The 15,814-nt window shown below is 41.0% G+C and carries 11 protein-coding genes and 1 tRNA gene; 5 read left to right on the plus strand and 7 right to left on the minus strand.

Annotated features, from left to right (window positions below; translation table 11 throughout):
- Positions 1–33: 33 nt before the first annotated feature.
- From GA0116948_RS10165 to GA0116948_RS10175, 3 genes are all read right to left on the minus strand, one after another.
- Complete coding sequence (locus GA0116948_RS10165) at positions 34–2,655, minus strand: carboxypeptidase-like regulatory domain-containing protein (protein ID WP_165798432.1); 2,622 nt, start codon at positions 2,653–2,655, stop codon at positions 34–36.
- 69 nt (positions 2,656–2,724) lie between these two features.
- Complete coding sequence (locus GA0116948_RS10170) at positions 2,725–3,564, minus strand: GLPGLI family protein (RefSeq protein ID WP_089711703.1); 840 nt, start codon at positions 3,562–3,564, stop codon at positions 2,725–2,727.
- A gap of 122 nt (positions 3,565–3,686) precedes the next feature.
- A complete protein-coding gene (locus tag GA0116948_RS10175) occupies positions 3,687–3,980 on the minus strand; it encodes a hypothetical protein (protein ID WP_089711705.1) in 294 nt (97 codons plus the stop codon).
- Positions 3,981–4,378: 398 nt separating this feature from the next.
- On the opposite strand from GA0116948_RS10175, the gene GA0116948_RS21775 reads away from it, so the two are divergent.
- Together GA0116948_RS21775 and GA0116948_RS10185 are read left to right on the plus strand one after the other, a co-directional pair.
- A complete protein-coding gene (locus GA0116948_RS21775; RefSeq protein ID WP_089711707.1) occupies positions 4,379–4,552 on the plus strand; it encodes an IS66 family transposase in 174 nt (57 codons plus the stop codon).
- 441 nt (positions 4,553–4,993) lie between these two features.
- A complete protein-coding gene (locus GA0116948_RS10185; protein ID WP_089711709.1) occupies positions 4,994–5,890 on the plus strand; it encodes a 3-hydroxyacyl-CoA dehydrogenase in 897 nt (298 codons plus the stop codon).
- Between the two features lie 644 nt (positions 5,891–6,534).
- On the opposite strand, the gene GA0116948_RS10190 is transcribed toward GA0116948_RS10185, so the two are convergent.
- The 4 genes from GA0116948_RS10190 to GA0116948_RS10205 all read right to left on the minus strand — a co-directional run bounded on the left by GA0116948_RS10190 (position 6,535) and on the right by GA0116948_RS10205 (position 9,877).
- Positions 6,535–6,608, minus strand: a tRNA-Asp gene (locus tag GA0116948_RS10190).
- A gap of 303 nt (positions 6,609–6,911) precedes the next feature.
- Positions 6,912–8,060: a putative sensor domain DACNV-containing protein gene (locus GA0116948_RS10195; RefSeq protein ID WP_089711711.1), complete on the minus strand. Its 1,149-nt coding sequence runs from the start codon at positions 8,058–8,060 to the stop codon at positions 6,912–6,914.
- A 176-nt stretch (positions 8,061–8,236) separates the two neighbouring features.
- Positions 8,237–9,247, minus strand: a complete 1,011-nt coding sequence (locus GA0116948_RS10200; RefSeq protein ID WP_123891766.1) for a lipid A deacylase LpxR family protein — start codon at positions 9,245–9,247, stop codon at positions 8,237–8,239.
- Positions 9,248–9,502: 255 nt separating this feature from the next.
- A complete protein-coding gene (locus tag GA0116948_RS10205; protein WP_089711714.1) occupies positions 9,503–9,877 on the minus strand; it encodes a methionine-R-sulfoxide reductase in 375 nt (124 codons plus the stop codon).
- 412 nt (positions 9,878–10,289) lie between these two features.
- Here GA0116948_RS10205 and GA0116948_RS10210 point away from each other — a divergent pair, with 412 nt between their 5' ends.
- The 3 genes from GA0116948_RS10210 (at position 10,290) to GA0116948_RS10220 (ending at position 15,739) form a co-directional block, all read left to right on the plus strand.
- Positions 10,290–10,673 (plus strand): HPF/RaiA family ribosome-associated protein, encoded by a 384-nt coding sequence (locus tag GA0116948_RS10210; RefSeq protein ID WP_089711716.1) that lies wholly within the window; start codon positions 10,290–10,292, stop codon positions 10,671–10,673.
- A gap of 514 nt (positions 10,674–11,187) precedes the next feature.
- A complete protein-coding gene (cas9, locus tag GA0116948_RS10215; protein ID WP_089711718.1) occupies positions 11,188–15,408 on the plus strand; it encodes a type II CRISPR RNA-guided endonuclease Cas9 in 4,221 nt (1,406 codons plus the stop codon).
- A gap of 4 nt (positions 15,409–15,412) precedes the next feature.
- Complete coding sequence (locus tag GA0116948_RS10220) at positions 15,413–15,739, plus strand: CRISPR-associated endonuclease Cas1 (RefSeq protein WP_108675039.1); 327 nt, start codon at positions 15,413–15,415, stop codon at positions 15,737–15,739.
- Positions 15,740–15,814: the final 75 nt, after the last annotated feature.

The following is a 15,814-nucleotide window of genomic DNA, read 5'->3' on the forward strand; positions in this document are numbered from 1 at the left end:
CCCTGTTTGGAATATACAGATTTCCTTTCCGTCCTACAGGTTAAAGTGGCATGTTAATAAAAAGGTCCTGCCTCTCAGCGGTATCTCGGCTACCGATAATTGATTTGAGTAGGCATTCGTCTGCCGGTAGAGGTGCTGATTTAACAGGTTTACACATTGAAGTTCGAAACTGCATTTGCATTTTGATGGCCTGTATCTGACTTCTGCATCCAAAAAATGGTTAGACACCGGCTTTTGGAGTTTCTGTCTATAAGCGTTAACATGGTAATTGATCAGGTAAGAAAGGTGATCGCTTATGCTATGCCGCCATTCACTTTTAAACCGATAAGCTACCGTCTCATTGCGAATATTTTCTGATTGGGTGGTTTGCTGTATATTGTTAAATTCACTTATTTCGCCTGTCATCGACAACGTTACTTCCTTAACCAGCTTTTTTGACGCTGTAAAAGCCAGGTTGGCATCATAAGTTATGAAAGGCCTCACTTCATCATTGTAAAAACCATAACCATTGCGTAATCCCCATCCACCATTGGCGGCAAGATTGACACCGGCAAAAAAAAGATATTTAGAAATGTTTCCGTTGATCGAAAACCTGTTCATCCTGTTCCTGTAATCGATGGCAGTAGTTTTTGTCAACCCTCTCTCCACCACATAGGAATTGATGAAGTTAGTGGAGGTATGGTCATAGTTAATGCTTAGATTACAGAAGAATACCTGGATTGGTTTTCGATAAGTATATCTTGCCATTAAAGAATAAACATCATTCTTGGGAAGTGGCGTGTTGTTTGCACTGAATTGCCTGTAATTTACCAGGATCGTTCCGGGATAGATCTCCTGGATTTGCCCAAATTCAGTACGTTGCGCATACCTTAAATTGAATTCATTGTACAGTGCGAATTTCTTACGGTATTCCAATAACGGATTCAGAAGAAAGTATAGATTCTCATGAACAAAGCCCTTTTCCATAGACGTATACCGAACTACATGAAACGAAGGATCTGCCTCGGCCATGATCCATCCGCCCGGTAACACATACATAAGAGAAGTTTTGCTATGCAGATTCGTATGGTCAAGATCGGTGTTATTACGGAAGTCGTTACCAACTTCAGTTGTGCGTTGATCATCGCTTGTTTTATAGAGATTGCTGCTTAAATTGTTGTGTTCAAAAGAGGTACCTAAAGAAGTACTTACAACTAACCGCCCTAGTTTAGACCTTAGCCAGAAAGACTGATCAATGAAAACAGTTTTTGTCAGCATCTGCTGCTCCAACATTTGATAAGGTAGGCTATTATTTACGACCGCCTCCTGTACGCCTGGATGTATATTCAGACTTTCCCTCATCTGATAATATTGAACCAGGCCATTATATTGAATAACCTGATTGCTTCCTATGCCTTTGACTGCACTGGTCTCATTACTCAGGGAGATATACCTGGAAGGTTGATGCTGTGAAAGGGCCGAATCATTTTGAATAGTTGTGCCTGAGCGATCCCATTTGGGAAGATCCAATCTGGTGGTAGATCTGATATAAACTGACCGGCTGTTCTTCTCAACCTGCCCTTTGAACTGCCATTGTTCAGACCTGTATATATTATTTTGGATTTCTTCGTAACCTATAGTATCTGTATTTGGCAGGAAGTAATTTACTAATGAACTTTCACGATATTTTCTTTTAAGCTTTAGGGAATAAATATTTAACCGCAGCCCCCAGTCCGCCCCGGGTTTAAAGAGGGTGTTTATTCCTCCTGCAAGGTCATTGTTCTTCAGGTAATATTTATCGTCAACAGTAGGATGCGATGTAGATTCCAAAGAAAGGTAAGGTTGCACGGTCTTCAGACCAACCTCATTATCGAAGGAAACACCGATATCAGCGTTCTCATTAAGCAGGTCCAGTCCAACGTTGTTAGCCTTTACCGTATTCATGCTTTTTATACCCTTCTTCAGAATGATATTATTCAGTTCAGCTGTATAGGCCTTGTTTCCAGATCCTACATGACCAGTGTTAAAAATTACCGTTTTAGCGCTATCAGAGAGCTTCAGGTTAAGAGAAATATCATTAGTTGTCACAAAGCCGTTCAACGCCTTGACAGGTTGATCCCGTTCGATGACCTCCACCTGGTCAACAGCACCGACAGGCATTGTTTTCGTAGCTATCCCATATTTTTCATCCAGCAAATTGTCCCCGTCAATGTAGATGGTCTTTATGGGTTTGCCATTGTAGCTAATCGCACCCCGTTCATCGACCTGGATACCTGGAAGCCTGTTGATCAGATCTGCAATGACCCTGTCCTGCTGATCGCGGAATGCCTTCACCTTATATTTTAACGTGTCGCTGGAGAGCTTGATACTATTGTCAGACTTAACGATGATCTCTTTCAATTGAGCCATTGTTTGCTTTAACACTATCGTATAGGGTTGATCGGATAATTGGCCGAGCGGAACGGTTTGCTGGTGAAATCCAAGACAAGTGACCTTGATGGATAACTTGTAACTGTCTGTTACAAGGTGGCATTTAAACGCACCCTTTTCATCCGTCTTACCAAAAAAAAGGCCGGTCCCTGCTTCATCGATTATGGTAACAGCCGCATTAGCGATCGGACCACCGATGGAATCGGTTACCCTACCTTTTACACTCAGCTGACCTTGTGCGGACAACTTGGACAATGATAGCAAAGAAACAATGAAGAAAAGGAAGAGCCGTATTTTTTCCACCCGGGTAGATATCTATCTATTTAATTCTAAAGGAAAGTTTACCACACGTGTTTTGAAATTTAGGGGGGACTGGTCGTTATTAACCTTAACATGCTCTATGATAGCCTCACCACCATTCATACTGTTCCCGGAAACGCCCTCTTTATAGGCTTTTTCCATCCTGGCAAATGCAGCAGGAGAAGTAGCGATGGCGTCTTTAGGCAGATCGAGTGGTAAATGAGCAGAACCGCTACCCGTGAATTGAACATTGGTGCAGACGAACCGGATCCTTTGACTTACATCGTAAGCTTCCATTATCAGGCCAGGCAGCCCCTGCAGCTTCCAGGGGCCGAAACCAGCAGGGATGTCTATCGTAAACCAGGCCGTATAACTCCGTCCCTTACAGATACCTGTAGCTTTTTGACAATGGAAACCGAGCACCTTTTTAGTCTCCTTAAAAATCTTCCAATCTATCTTTTCAAGTTCTTCCCTTATCAGATAGTTGTTGTCATTGAAAGGTTTGGCAATACACAAGAAATTTTCTGCTTGCGAGACATAAATTTTTTCGGAGGTATAAGGGTGTACTATACCCATATCTATATTATCGGAACCAGACCGCATTGCAGCGTCAATCTTCGCATGCTGTAGCGAATCCTGAATCTTCTTTGTGTAGCTGATATAACTGCTTTTTTTTCCATCAAACACTAATTGAAAGTCTTCCTGCCACAACTCACTAAGGTTGGTAGTGTCCCTAATATAGTTAAAATGATAAATAGCAATTCCACCAGGTTCCTCGTAGGCATTAGGATACCTAAAAGAACTGATTATACATAAGAATACAACGATAAAAGTAAACCTCAGAAAGTACCACATAATAATTAGAATTAAATAGATTATTACCCCGAAGCGTGTTCGGGGTAATAATGTGTCATCCTTATATGATATATCTTATTTTGGACTTGACGTATGTCTTGGACTATCCGGCAAGCCTATTATCAATTTTCATGAAAGCAACCATTACTATCCAGGTGATCAACTACATAGTGTCCTGCAACAGAGCCCATATCAGCCCAAAAGGTACCATTTGGAGCACTAACATACACAGTGATTGTCTGACCACATGAGTCATGGAAAACAAATGATTTTTGTATACGGAAGGCGCTTTCAGTTGTTCGCATTCCTATTTCAACTTTTATCGGCTCAATTGAATTCTTTTTACTTTTCGGGGAATTGGCAGATGCGCTTAAACCTACCACAGTGCAGATTAATACAAAAAACAGCTTTTTCATTTTTTAATTATTTAAATGTGAACAATGAATTTATAAGATATGTACATAAAGGATGATCATTAAAATTGTTAGCAAGCAGGTAAAAATACAAAATATAAATATATTTCACACACATGTGAATAATTTTTTGTAGTCCTACTCAAAAGGTTATTTAAAATCTAAAAAAGAATTAACGGATGCTGAGGATAACTTTGGCTGAGGGGGGAAAGTATCGTGTACCTCTAGGAAGTTAAAAGCTGAATTTTGGTAAGATTATTATTTTAGTTTCCTACCAAAAAATAAAATAGATGGAACAGCAACAAGCTAATAGATTAACAAAGAAGCAAGAGATGTTTGTTCTAATAGCGTAACATGAAGCTAGTACGCTGACGGTGCGGAATTATTTCGAACTATATGATATGGTTCATAGTGCAGCTTCTCAAATCATGCCAATGTTTAAAGACCATTTGCAAACAGATGGTTATGCGGTATATGAAAAAGTGGTTGGCAAGGATATTACTGTGGTGTGCTGCCTTACGCATGCACTTCGTAAAATGCTTGACGTGCAGACTAATGACAAATCCAGAGTATAGCATGTGCTTACTGAGATAGCCTAGCAATATAAAATAGAAACAGCGTGTAAAGAGCAGCAGCTAACTGAACAACAACTTAAAGACAAGCGCCTTAAGGAAGCATTATCATAGTGCAGGAGTTAGGAGAATGGATGAAAAAAAGAATATCTGCTGCCTAAACCTAAGAGCCTTATCACCAAGATACTGGCCTATAGCATTAACAGATGGGGTAATTCATTTAAAAGCAATGTTAAATAGTGCAGGGTGATGTAGCAATTTATTTGTTTTACTGTTATCCAAACGAAGTTTAGTAAACATGTTATGGGGATAGCCAAACAGAAGTATTAGTAAAGAATTAAGAAGAAGCCGTACCGCATTATGAAGAATGATTACTATTAATTATTTTTTCATAACTTTATAATGGAGCAATTAATTATAGGATAATTAATAAAAAACAAGGAAATGGAAATTAAAAATATAGTTGTAGCCGGCAGTGGCACGATGGGTTACCAGATTGCTTTTCAGATAGCTTATAAAGGCTATAAAGTGAAGGTATATGACATCAATGATGCTGTACTGGAAAAAGCAAAATCAAAATTCAATATACTTAGTGAGGCCTATAAAAAAGATATCGGCAGTACGAATGAACAGCTGAAGACAGCCCTTAACAATTTGGATTACACATCCAACCTTGAACTTGCTGTTAAAGATGCGGATTTGGTAATTGAGGCCGTACCAGAAAACATTGAGATAAAAGAAAGTTTTTATACGCAGCTGGCTAAATTAGCGCCTGAGAAGACAATATTTACAACAAATTCTTCTACGATGCTGCCCAGTTTGCTAGCCAAATTTACTGGAAGGCCCGAGAAATTTCTTACTACGCACTTTGGCATTGAAGTTTGGAAGCATAACCTTACTGAAATAATGGGACACCCGGCTACCGACCCTACATACTTTGACATTGTCACTGCATTTATTAAATCAATCGGCATGGTGCCTATCATTCTGCATAAAGAACAGGCTGGTTATGTACTCAATACCTTATTGGTCCCATTTTTACAAGCCGGTTTAGGACTGCTAGTTAACGGTGTTTCTGATTATCAAACAATCGATAAAACCTGGATGATTGCAACGGATGCTCCTTTTGGCCCGTTCTCTTTCATGGACACTATTGGCCTTACCACTGTTTATAACGTTTTTAAGCTCATGTATGACACCACAAAAGATCCATCGCTTGAAAAGATAGTTACCTACCTGAAAACAGAACATATTGACAAGGGGAAATTAGGCGAGGCAACGGGTGAAGGATTTTATAAACATCCTAATCCAAATTACAAAAGCAAAGAATTCCTAAAATAGTTTATCAGATCGTGTCATTTACCGTCACACAGGCTATGTAGTATGATATCTCTCTAACTACATAGCCTTATTTTTTTGCAGAGCAGCCAGATATCCTAAAGCAAATAACTGTGCGATCGCACGAGACGCCAATATTAAATTTCCACCTGCATTTTATATTCGGATATTCACTTAATCTTCCATTTTTTCCAAAACTTTCAGTTTGGTTTTATTGCTTTTGGAACAGCACGAAAAAACAATAAAAAGAGATAACCATTTCTTGTTACAAGAATCAAATTCAGGATTTAAAATCCATTAAAACAGCAAGCATTAATGATTGGCCATTAAATTTATCTTTCATATCACAATTCCGGTCAGGAAACCGGATGGAACAACTTTAAATGCATAAGCTTAAATTTTAGTTAGCCTATTCAAAAATTATATATAAATATAATATGTTTTATGCAAATTGAAAGGGAAAATCAACCAGTAAATATTATGTAAAAATGGAACTAGGTACTGTGTGAAAACAGCCTTTATTCGTGAATTATAATTAAGCCGCGTGAAGTCGCAACAAGAAAATGTGTGATTCGCGAATGAGATAGAGTAAAAAATAGAGTAAAAATGAAAAACCCGCGACCAGCGCGGGTTTTAGAAGAATAATGCGGACCGGACGGGACTCGAACCCGCGACCTCCGCCGTGACAGGGCGGCATTCTAACCGACTGAACTACCGATCCATTTTCCGACCGCACCTTAGCGTGGAACGGGGTGCAAATATAGCAACAAATATTTCACATCCGCAAATCCTATCATGCATTTTTTCTTAAATAACCCGAACTCATTTCTAATCCTCATGGGTAGTATCAGATGATCTGTACACTTTCCGTAGAATACATGTTCTTAATAACAAGTAATGCTTGCACACATATGCATTTGCTTCACAAATACATGTAGTCCACTACATAGCTGTAAAGCAAGTCGGGTAAAAAAAGCCGCTATCCGGCAAGGAATAACGGCTTTCGTTCGCGATATTTATATGATCATAATAACAACGTATCTATGCGATGCGCCTGCACCACCTGCCGGGCCGGCGACCAGGAAAAGATGGTAAAATATCCATCCTGTGATGCTACCAGTGCCAATGCATCATGCTGATCATGCACAAACTGCGCGGCAGAAAAATGACGGGTACCTCCGATCGCGGATGCGTGCAGCTCCACAGAATGCCCACCCACCACCGGTTCCGACATCAACACCTTTTCCACGATGGTTGCATTTTTTGCCCGGGAGGTTTTTACGCCAAATGCAATCAGCTCCATGTCCTCATTGATCACGGTGGCACCATCTACAGCGGTAAGGCCGCTCAGGTTTTCCACTTCCCGGCGAATAGCGTTCTGCCAGAACAATTCACTGACCAGGGTATTGTCTTTACGGATAAGTTCCGCAATACCCCCAAATGCCGGTGCCACCGGGTATTGCATGGGATGAATAATGCTTTCCCTCCACTTATCACTGGCATTGGGCACTACCAGCAATGTACCGCCATGTCTATGCGCACGCATGGACACGGCCATCTGTATCAATACATTCACGCCATTGTTCCACAACGGCGATGCATCGATACCCAGCAAGGCGGTAAGCATAGCCGGTGTATCTGGCTGCATACCACTATCTTCATCGATTATTTTTACCTGGTCGCCTCTTAACACAGCCACATTGGTGAATTTACCCAGCCCGGTAATACGCCGGTGTTTGATCACCAGCAAACCCGGTTCTGATACATCCACCACAAAACAGAGGTTAGGCACACTGGTGGTAGTGCCCCAAATACATAACTCTCCGTCTTCATACCACACACCTACATGAATGCCCGACCTTTCTACACCGGGCGCCAATTTGGTGAGCACCTTGGAAGTAAAGGGCAGTGGTTCCTCAAATAGCAACGGATTGCTGGTTTGGGAGGGAAGCATAAATGCCAGGGAGATGCGGGTGTCATTTCCCTCCTCCCGGTTAAGGCTGGCCCAAAATGCCGTATCGATGATTTTCTCAATCACGAACGCATTGGGCGCGGGCGCTACACAATCTTCTTTCGCGTCCTGCGCCAACCGCCGGTGCTTGATAAAATGAATTTCTATTTGTTCTGCCACTTGGCGGGCCGCCTGGTAAGTGGGAGCATGCATTAATTCCATAAATCTTTTGCTTTTCGAGATAATCGCAGTACCTGTTACTTTGGAAACGCTGCCGGTCTTTTAAATCCTGATCGCACAAATTTAAGCCCTTTTTGCCGATTCGGTAAACAAGCCTGCTTACCAGGATAAGACATTAAACCCTAATGATTTAATTGGATTATTATGCTCCGCCAGGATCAATGAAAAGCAAAATATAAGGAAATGTTACCATATTCATGGCTGTAACCATGTTTTAGCAATGCAGTGGCAGTGTTTTGGGTATAAGCAATGCCAAAGGCACCAAAGCTAACTACGCCGCCGTAATTCAGGGAATAAACCAATTTCTGTATGGTGGCATTGCTGCGGTCTATCATAACCGTCTTATATTCATTTACCGGATCTTCTGCATGCAACTGGCCGTTCAGCAATGCATTATTAACTACCCACTGTATTTCCGGCCTGAAAATGAGATAGGCTTGCAATATGCCGTGGTGAGGAATTTTAGGCCGTTGTGTGTTGGTGTATTGCCGGATATAACCGTTGTAGTAAGGCTGCATTTTGCCAATACGCAATAAAGGGTATAGCGACACACCACTCATCATAGTACCTGCGCTTACCTGTGTGCCTCCACTCAGTTCTACATGCGATCCCCATTGCAACAGTTGTTTCTCGAAACGCACGTTTATATTTACCAGCAATTTATTTTCCAGTTGATGCGACCATCCATGCGGGCGTTCAAATTTAAACAAGTGATGTATAAATCGCTGGGTAGCTTCACCGCCGGCAGCCGGTCCACGCACACCAAGAATAAGCTCCGATTGGAATGCATATTTTTTGACCGGATTGTAAGAATAAATACTATGAATAGCAAAAAGAGCGGTGGAATAAGCGTAATCGTTGGGACGGTAATTATACTCGGTAAGACTGTCTGGCGTAAACATTAATTGGGCGGCGCTCCAGCCATAAGCATTAATACTGCTGTTGCCCGCTTTTGGGGCCAGGCGATCGAGGAAGAAGTGGTCGCGTCCTGTTTTGGTATAAAAGAAATCCAGGCGAAAACCATTGGTATATGCTTGATCAGTGGGCAGGAAGCGGATGTTCAGGCCATCATTGTCCTCGTATAACCGTAACATTTTTTCAGTGCCCTGCGCAGAAAGCCGGTTAGCAGCCATCAACAACAAAAAAAAGCAGGATAAAATCGTTTTCACATCCAATCGGTTTGTTTCGTTTCTTCGTCGTTAACACATAAGCCCGCAGTACCCGGACTGTAAAAAGTATGGTGATGGGGGAATTTTAATGCTCATGCTCCAGCATATACTTACCGAAATTAGCACAAGTTTTAAATCGTACCAAGTTAATTATGGCTAACACAGGGGACCCTGGGGGTTTAGCCAGCACTACGCTTCCATAAAAAAAAGCGGATGACCCTGACTTGAGTCATCCGCTTTCAATGGTATGTTTGCCTACTTCTTTTCTTCCTGATCCGGTATAAACTTCATAGAGATGGAGTTCACACAATGACGGATATTTTTTGCCGTAAGCCGTTCCCCTTTAAATACATGACCCAGATGACCGCCGCAGTTAGCGCAAAGGATCTCCGTGCGATGCCCGTCTGCATCCGGGACATGTTTTACAGCTCCCGGAATTTCATCATCAAAACTAGGCCATCCACAGTGCGAATCAAATTTATCTTTAGAATGATACAACGGCGCATTACACTGCCGGCACACATAAGTGCCACTAGCCTTATTATCGGTATACTCGCCGGTGAATGCACGCTCCGTTCCCTTGTGCAGGATCACCCTGGCTTCTTCGTTGGTGAGTTTGTTATATGACATATGATGTTTTTCTTCCTAAATATACATAAAAACCATACCACGAAACAGCCGGCCAGAAGGGCAGTTTTTACTAGCTCTCCCGGGCCAACCAGGCGACACAAATCAATGCTGGGGCGCCAAACTGGCATAACCATAGCTTTCACTGAAGGCAGGATGAGCTTGTTCAGGACATGCGTTACTTGTATAGATGATTAGCATAAAGCCGCTTAAAAAAAAGAAATTTCCACCCCATGACTGAAAATAAAAACGACCCAATCGTTTAATCGTGAAAAATCGATTATGCAGGAACAGCATGTAATAGACATGATGGCATGCATACCTGCACACACTCCTACTACCAGCATTTTTACAATACGGACGTAGTATACCGCTCTGGCACAATGTTGGCGGATGTTAGGTAAATAAGATCATTATGGAGATTATTATTCAATCATTGGGATTCACGGCCAGCCCTGCGCTGGAAACCTTTATCGGTGAAAAATTACAGACGCTTAAAAACGATCGCGTAGTTAGCGCACGCGTAACCCTGTTTAAAGGACCCGAAAGCATGCCTGAAAATAATTACTGCGAAATAAGACTGGAGATCCCAGGGAACGATCCATTTGTAAAAAAACAAAGCGCTTATTTTGAAACCTCCGTGAGCGAATGCGTGGAGGTATTATTTGCCGACCTGCAAAAAGCAAAAGATAAACACCTGGATTCCCGTAAAGTACAAAAGGAGGTGATACAGGATGCACTGCTGGCTGGCGAAGATGATGTAGATGAAGACGTGGAACTGGAAGATGTGGTAAAGTAAAGGGATAGCATATTGTAAAAAGCCTGGTTGAAATTCAACCAGGCTTTTTTGTATTTTTATTTTTGTAATCTCAGAATATTTCTATTGATTTGTATACAAACACCCCTTTAGTAAATCCCTCCTATGGTTTGCGGCAAATATCCCATACCGCAAATACTCCAGATTTATCTGCATGGCCTGTTTACAATAATTTCATTTGCACACGTATGAAAACTAAAAGTTCAGGACTTCATCATTTTTCTCAAAACGGCACTTCCGGGCATAAAAAAACCCCCGTAAAGTCGAGGGCAACTTGATGTTTACACAACGGGATAACCCTTATTGCGATTTGCTTCAAGACAAATATAGAACTAAAAATTTAAACGCACCAAAAAGAATTGCATTCCAACACCTGAATTTTAGCTGAAGCTAAAAAAATCCCAATACTCCTATAATCCCCTTCATGGGTATATAAACAAAAGCGAAAAAACACGCATGGCTTCATCAAAACAAAAAATCTAAAATCAATTACTTAATGGAAAAGAAAATCATTGGAATCGATCTTGGCGTAACCTCTATTGGCTGGGCCTACGTTATAGAAGACGAAAACGGCCATTCGCGCATATTAAGAATTGGCACCAGGGTAAATCCACTTACAACAGAGGAGCTGAAAAATTTTGAACAAGGAAAACCCATTACAGAAACCGCCGAACGTACCTTAAAGCGTAGCATGAGAAGAAATCTGCAACGTTACAAACAGCGTAGAACAAACCTTATCAATGTACTCCTTAAAAATAAACTGATCACGGAAACCACTGCTTTGGCAGAGGATGGCAAAGGCACCACCCACCTCACCCACGCGTTGCGGGCAAAGGCAGCATATGCGCAAATTCCTCTTGAAGATTTTGCGCGTGTACTGCTCATGCTCAATAAGAAAAGAGGATATCGTAGCAGCCGCAAAGTTAAAACGGAAGCGGATGGCCAAGCCATTGACGGCATGGCGGTGGCTAAAAAACTGTACGAAGAAAATATTACCCCTGGACAGTTGTGTTATACATTACTATTGCAAGGAAAGAAAACGCTCCCCGACTTCTACCGCTCCGACCTGCAAGTGGAAATGGAAAAAGTATGGACTTTCCAAAAACAATTTCATCAAGCCATACTCACGGATGAATTCCGGAAATATATAGCAGGCAAGGGCCAGCGAGCCACGGCGGCGAGCTTCTGGGGCAAATATGGATTCAATACCGCAGAGTTTAAAGGTTCACGGGAGGAGAAAAAACTGAAATCCTACGAATGGCGTAGTCAGGCGATCACTACCCCGCTAAGCCAGGAAGAAGTGGCCGCAGTGATTACAGATATAAACAGTAACATAGCCAATTCTAGCGGCTATCTTGGCGCCATCAGCGATCGTAGTAAGGAACTTTTTTTTAACAAACAAACCGTAGGCCAATATCAATACAACTTGCTACAGCAAAACCCTCATACAAACCTGAGCGGCCAGGTATTTTACCGGCAGGATTACCTCGATGAATTTGAAACCATTTGGGAAACCCAGGCTACATTCCATACCATGCTCACCCCTTCACTCAAAGAAGAGATCCGGGATATTGTGATCTTCTACCAACGCAAGTTAAAGTCGCAGAAAAAACTGGTGAGCATCTGTGAATTTGAAAAAAGAATACTGGAGCCTTTGCAGGGAGATAAAGTAGTGGGTTATAAGGTGGCGCCAAAATCATCGCCACTTTTCCAGGAATTTAAAATCTGGCAGGCGCTTGGTCGAATGGAAATACAACATAAAGTTACCAAAGAGCGCCATTTTCTTGACCTGGATGCTAAACAATTACTGTTTGATGAACTAAACGTAAAAGGCGATCTCACTAAAGAAAATGCCCTGACTATTTTAGGATTCAAACCCAAAGAATGGGAATGCAACCTCCTGAAACTGGAAGGCAACAGGACCAACCAGGCACTCTACGAAGCCTACCTCAAAATACTTGAACTGGAAGGATATGAAGTGAAAGACCTGCTAGGTTTAAAATTGGATAAAGATGATATAAAACTAAGCGAGCTTCCGGTTGATGCTGCTGATATAAAAAAAATGGTTCGGGAGATATTTGAAACACTTAATATTAAAACATCCCTACTCGATTTCAATGCAACGCTCCCCGGAAAATCTTTTGAACAACAGCATGCTTACCAACTATGGCACCTGCTTTATTCGTACGAAGGTGATAACTCACCCTCCGGCAATAAAAAATTACAGGATTTATTGCAGGCCAAATTTGGTTTTACCAATGCCCATGGACAAATATTGGCCAACGTATCCCTCGAGACGGATTACGGAAGCCTAAGTGCAAAGGCCATCCGGAAAATTTTCACACACATTAAGGAAAACCACTATAGTGCCGCCTGTGCGTTGGCAGGATACAATCATTCTTCCTATTTATCAAAAGAAGAAAATGAGCAACGAATATTAAAAGACAGGCTAACAATATTACCCAAAAACAGTTTACGGAACCCGGTGGTTGAAAAAATACTTAACCAGTTGATAAACCTGTTAAATACTATTTTTGATGACCCCTATCTTGGTAAACCAGACGAGATAAGAATAGAGCTTGCCCGTGAATTGAAAAAAAATGTACAGGAACGACAAAGACTAAATACGGAGATTACTAAAAACAACACAGAGCATGAGAGAATAACAAAGATCCTGATTAAAGAAGACAATATCAAAAACCCTACCCGTAACGATATTATCCGTTATAAACTCTACCAGGAATTAAAGCACAATGGGTATAAAACACTGTATTCGAATACTTATATACCACGGGAAGAACTTTTCGGTAAAAACTTTGATATAGAGCATATTATCCCGCAATCGATTTTATTTGATGACAGTTTCTCCAATAAAACGCTCTGCGTAAGAAAAGAAAATATCGATAAGGCAGACAGGACTGCCATGGATTTTATAGGCCCCTATTTCGGGGAAGATAAAGTGCAGGAATACATCAACCGGGTGGAAATGCTGCACCAGATCAATCTAAAAAATCCCGAAGAAGGTATTGGAAAAGGGAAGTATAAAAAACTATTGATGAAAGCTTCCGAGATCGGGCAAGGCTTCATTGAACGCGACCTGCGGGATACCCAGTATATTGCCAAAAAAGCAAGGCAAATGCTCTTGGAGGTAACCAGAACCGTAGTAGCTACCACTGGCAGCATTACTAAACGATTGAGGGAAGACTGGGGCCTGGTAAATGTTATGCAGGAACTTAATATGGACAAATACCGCCAACAGGGACTAACAGAATTAATCGAAAAAAAAGACGGCAGTACAAAAGAAAGAATCACAGACTGGACAAAACGAAACGATCACCGCCACCACGCCATGGACGCCCTAACCATCGCATTCACTAAACATAGTCACATTCAATACCTCAATAACTTAAATGCCAGAAAATCTGATGATAAAAAAGGAAAAGAAATTTTTGGTATAGAGCAAAAAGAAACAGAAAAAGTAAAAGACGATACAGGTCAGACCCAGCGCAGGTTTAAACTTCCCATGCCTGATTTCAGGCAAGCCGCCAAACATCATCTGGAACACTTATTAATTTCCTTTAAAGCAAAAAATAAAGTATTCACCAAAAATAAAAACAAGTATAAAACGAAGAATGGCGAACAGGTAAAATTAGAACTGACGCCTCGCGGACAATTACATAAAGAAACCATTTATGGAAGAATAAAAAAATATGTCACACATGAAGAAAAAGTTAGCTCCAAGTTTAATGCACAACTTATCCAAACTGTGGCTAATTCCAAGTACCGGTATGCACTATTAAAAAGACTGGAAGAAAACGGTAACGATCCTAAAAAAGCTTTTACGGGAAAAAACAGTCTCGATAAGACACCCCTCTTCGTTGATGCAACACAGCAGGAAAAGATACCACCCGTTGTCAAATTGGTAAGTATCGAACAAGGGTATACCATCCGCAAAGACATTACCCCAGAAAATTTTAAAGACGCCAAAAGTATTGAGAAAATAGTGGACGTTGGTATTAGAAATTTATTACACCATCGACTGGAAACATACAATGGCAACGAAAAAGAAGCCTTTTACAATCTTGATAAAAATCCAATATGGGTGAACGAGTCTAAAGGCATTTGCATAAAGCGAGTAACCATCACGGGGGTAACGAACGCAGAACCATTGCACTATAAAAGAGATCACCATGGTAAGCCCATACTGGATAATAACGGCAATCGTACACCTGCTGATTTTGTGAGTACAGGCAACAACCACCATGCTGCGATCTACAGAGATGCAGCAGGCAACCTGCAGGACAACGTGGTATCTTTTTACGAGGCTGTAGCCCGCGTAAATCAAGGCCTTCCTATTATTGACAAATCTCTAAATAAAGAGCTTGGCTGGCAGTTTTTATTTTCCTTGAAACAAAATGAATGTTTCGTTTTTCCGAATGAAGGGTTTGATCCTTTAGAGATTGACTTATACAATCCTGCTAATAATAAATTAATAGCAGCCAATCTTTTCCGGGTACAAAATTTTTCAAGGCTACAATATGGCAATAATATTATAAGAGATTATAATTTCCGGCACATCTACGAAACTTCTGTGGAAAACAGGAAAGAATTAAAAGACATCGCTTATAAACAGGTAAAAAGTCTACCTATATTTGAAAAAATAATAAAAGTTCGAATCAATCATATTGGTCAAATTGTGAAAACCGGCGAATACTAAACTAATGATTAAAAGAACTTTATATTTTGGTAATCCCGCCTATCTCAAAACTGCCAATGAACAGCTGGTAGTTGATTTAAAAGACGAAGAATCAAAGTCTGCCTCGATAGAAGACATTGGCATTGTCATTCTCGATCATCCACAAATATCGATCACGCAGGCTTTGATATCGAAATTACTGGCGAACAATGTTGCATTGATTACTTGTGATGCTACACATCACCCGGTAGGACTATTTCTGAACCTGGATGGGCATACCCTGCAAAGTCAAAAATTCCAGGCACAGGTAGAAGTATCCATTCCTTTGAAAAGTGTCCCTCCGGGAAGTTAAAAACTGAATTTAGGTAAGATTATTATTTTAGCTTCTTACCAAAAATCAAAGCGATGGAACAGCAACAAGCTAATA

The sequence above is a fragment of the Chitinophaga costaii genome (assembly GCF_900094705.1).
GTDB classification, from domain to species: Bacteria; Bacteroidota; Bacteroidia; order Chitinophagales; family Chitinophagaceae; genus Chitinophaga; species Chitinophaga costaii.

Excerpts from the sequence above, each read along its gene's own strand:
- GA0116948_RS10220 (WP_108675039.1), top strand. The coding sequence starts at position 15,413 with ATGATTAAAAGAACTTTATATTTTGGTAATCCCGCCTATCTCAAAACT.
- cas9 (WP_089711718.1), top strand. The coding sequence starts at position 11,188 with ATGGAAAAGAAAATCATTGGAATCGATCTTGGCGTAACCTCTATTGGC.
- GA0116948_RS10175 (WP_089711705.1), bottom strand. The coding sequence starts at position 3,980 with ATGAAAAAGCTGTTTTTTGTATTAATCTGCACTGTGGTAGGTTTAAGC.
- GA0116948_RS21775 (WP_089711707.1), top strand. The coding sequence starts at position 4,379 with ATGGTTCATAGTGCAGCTTCTCAAATCATGCCAATGTTTAAAGACCAT.
- GA0116948_RS10210 (WP_089711716.1), top strand. The coding sequence starts at position 10,290 with ATGGAGATTATTATTCAATCATTGGGATTCACGGCCAGCCCTGCGCTG.
- GA0116948_RS10195 (WP_089711711.1), bottom strand. The coding sequence starts at position 8,060 with ATGGAATTAATGCATGCTCCCACTTACCAGGCGGCCCGCCAAGTGGCA.
- GA0116948_RS10185 (WP_089711709.1), top strand. The coding sequence starts at position 4,994 with ATGGAAATTAAAAATATAGTTGTAGCCGGCAGTGGCACGATGGGTTAC.
- GA0116948_RS10170 (WP_089711703.1), bottom strand. The coding sequence starts at position 3,564 with ATGTGGTACTTTCTGAGGTTTACTTTTATCGTTGTATTCTTATGTATA.
- GA0116948_RS10205 (WP_089711714.1), bottom strand. The coding sequence starts at position 9,877 with ATGTCATATAACAAACTCACCAACGAAGAAGCCAGGGTGATCCTGCAC.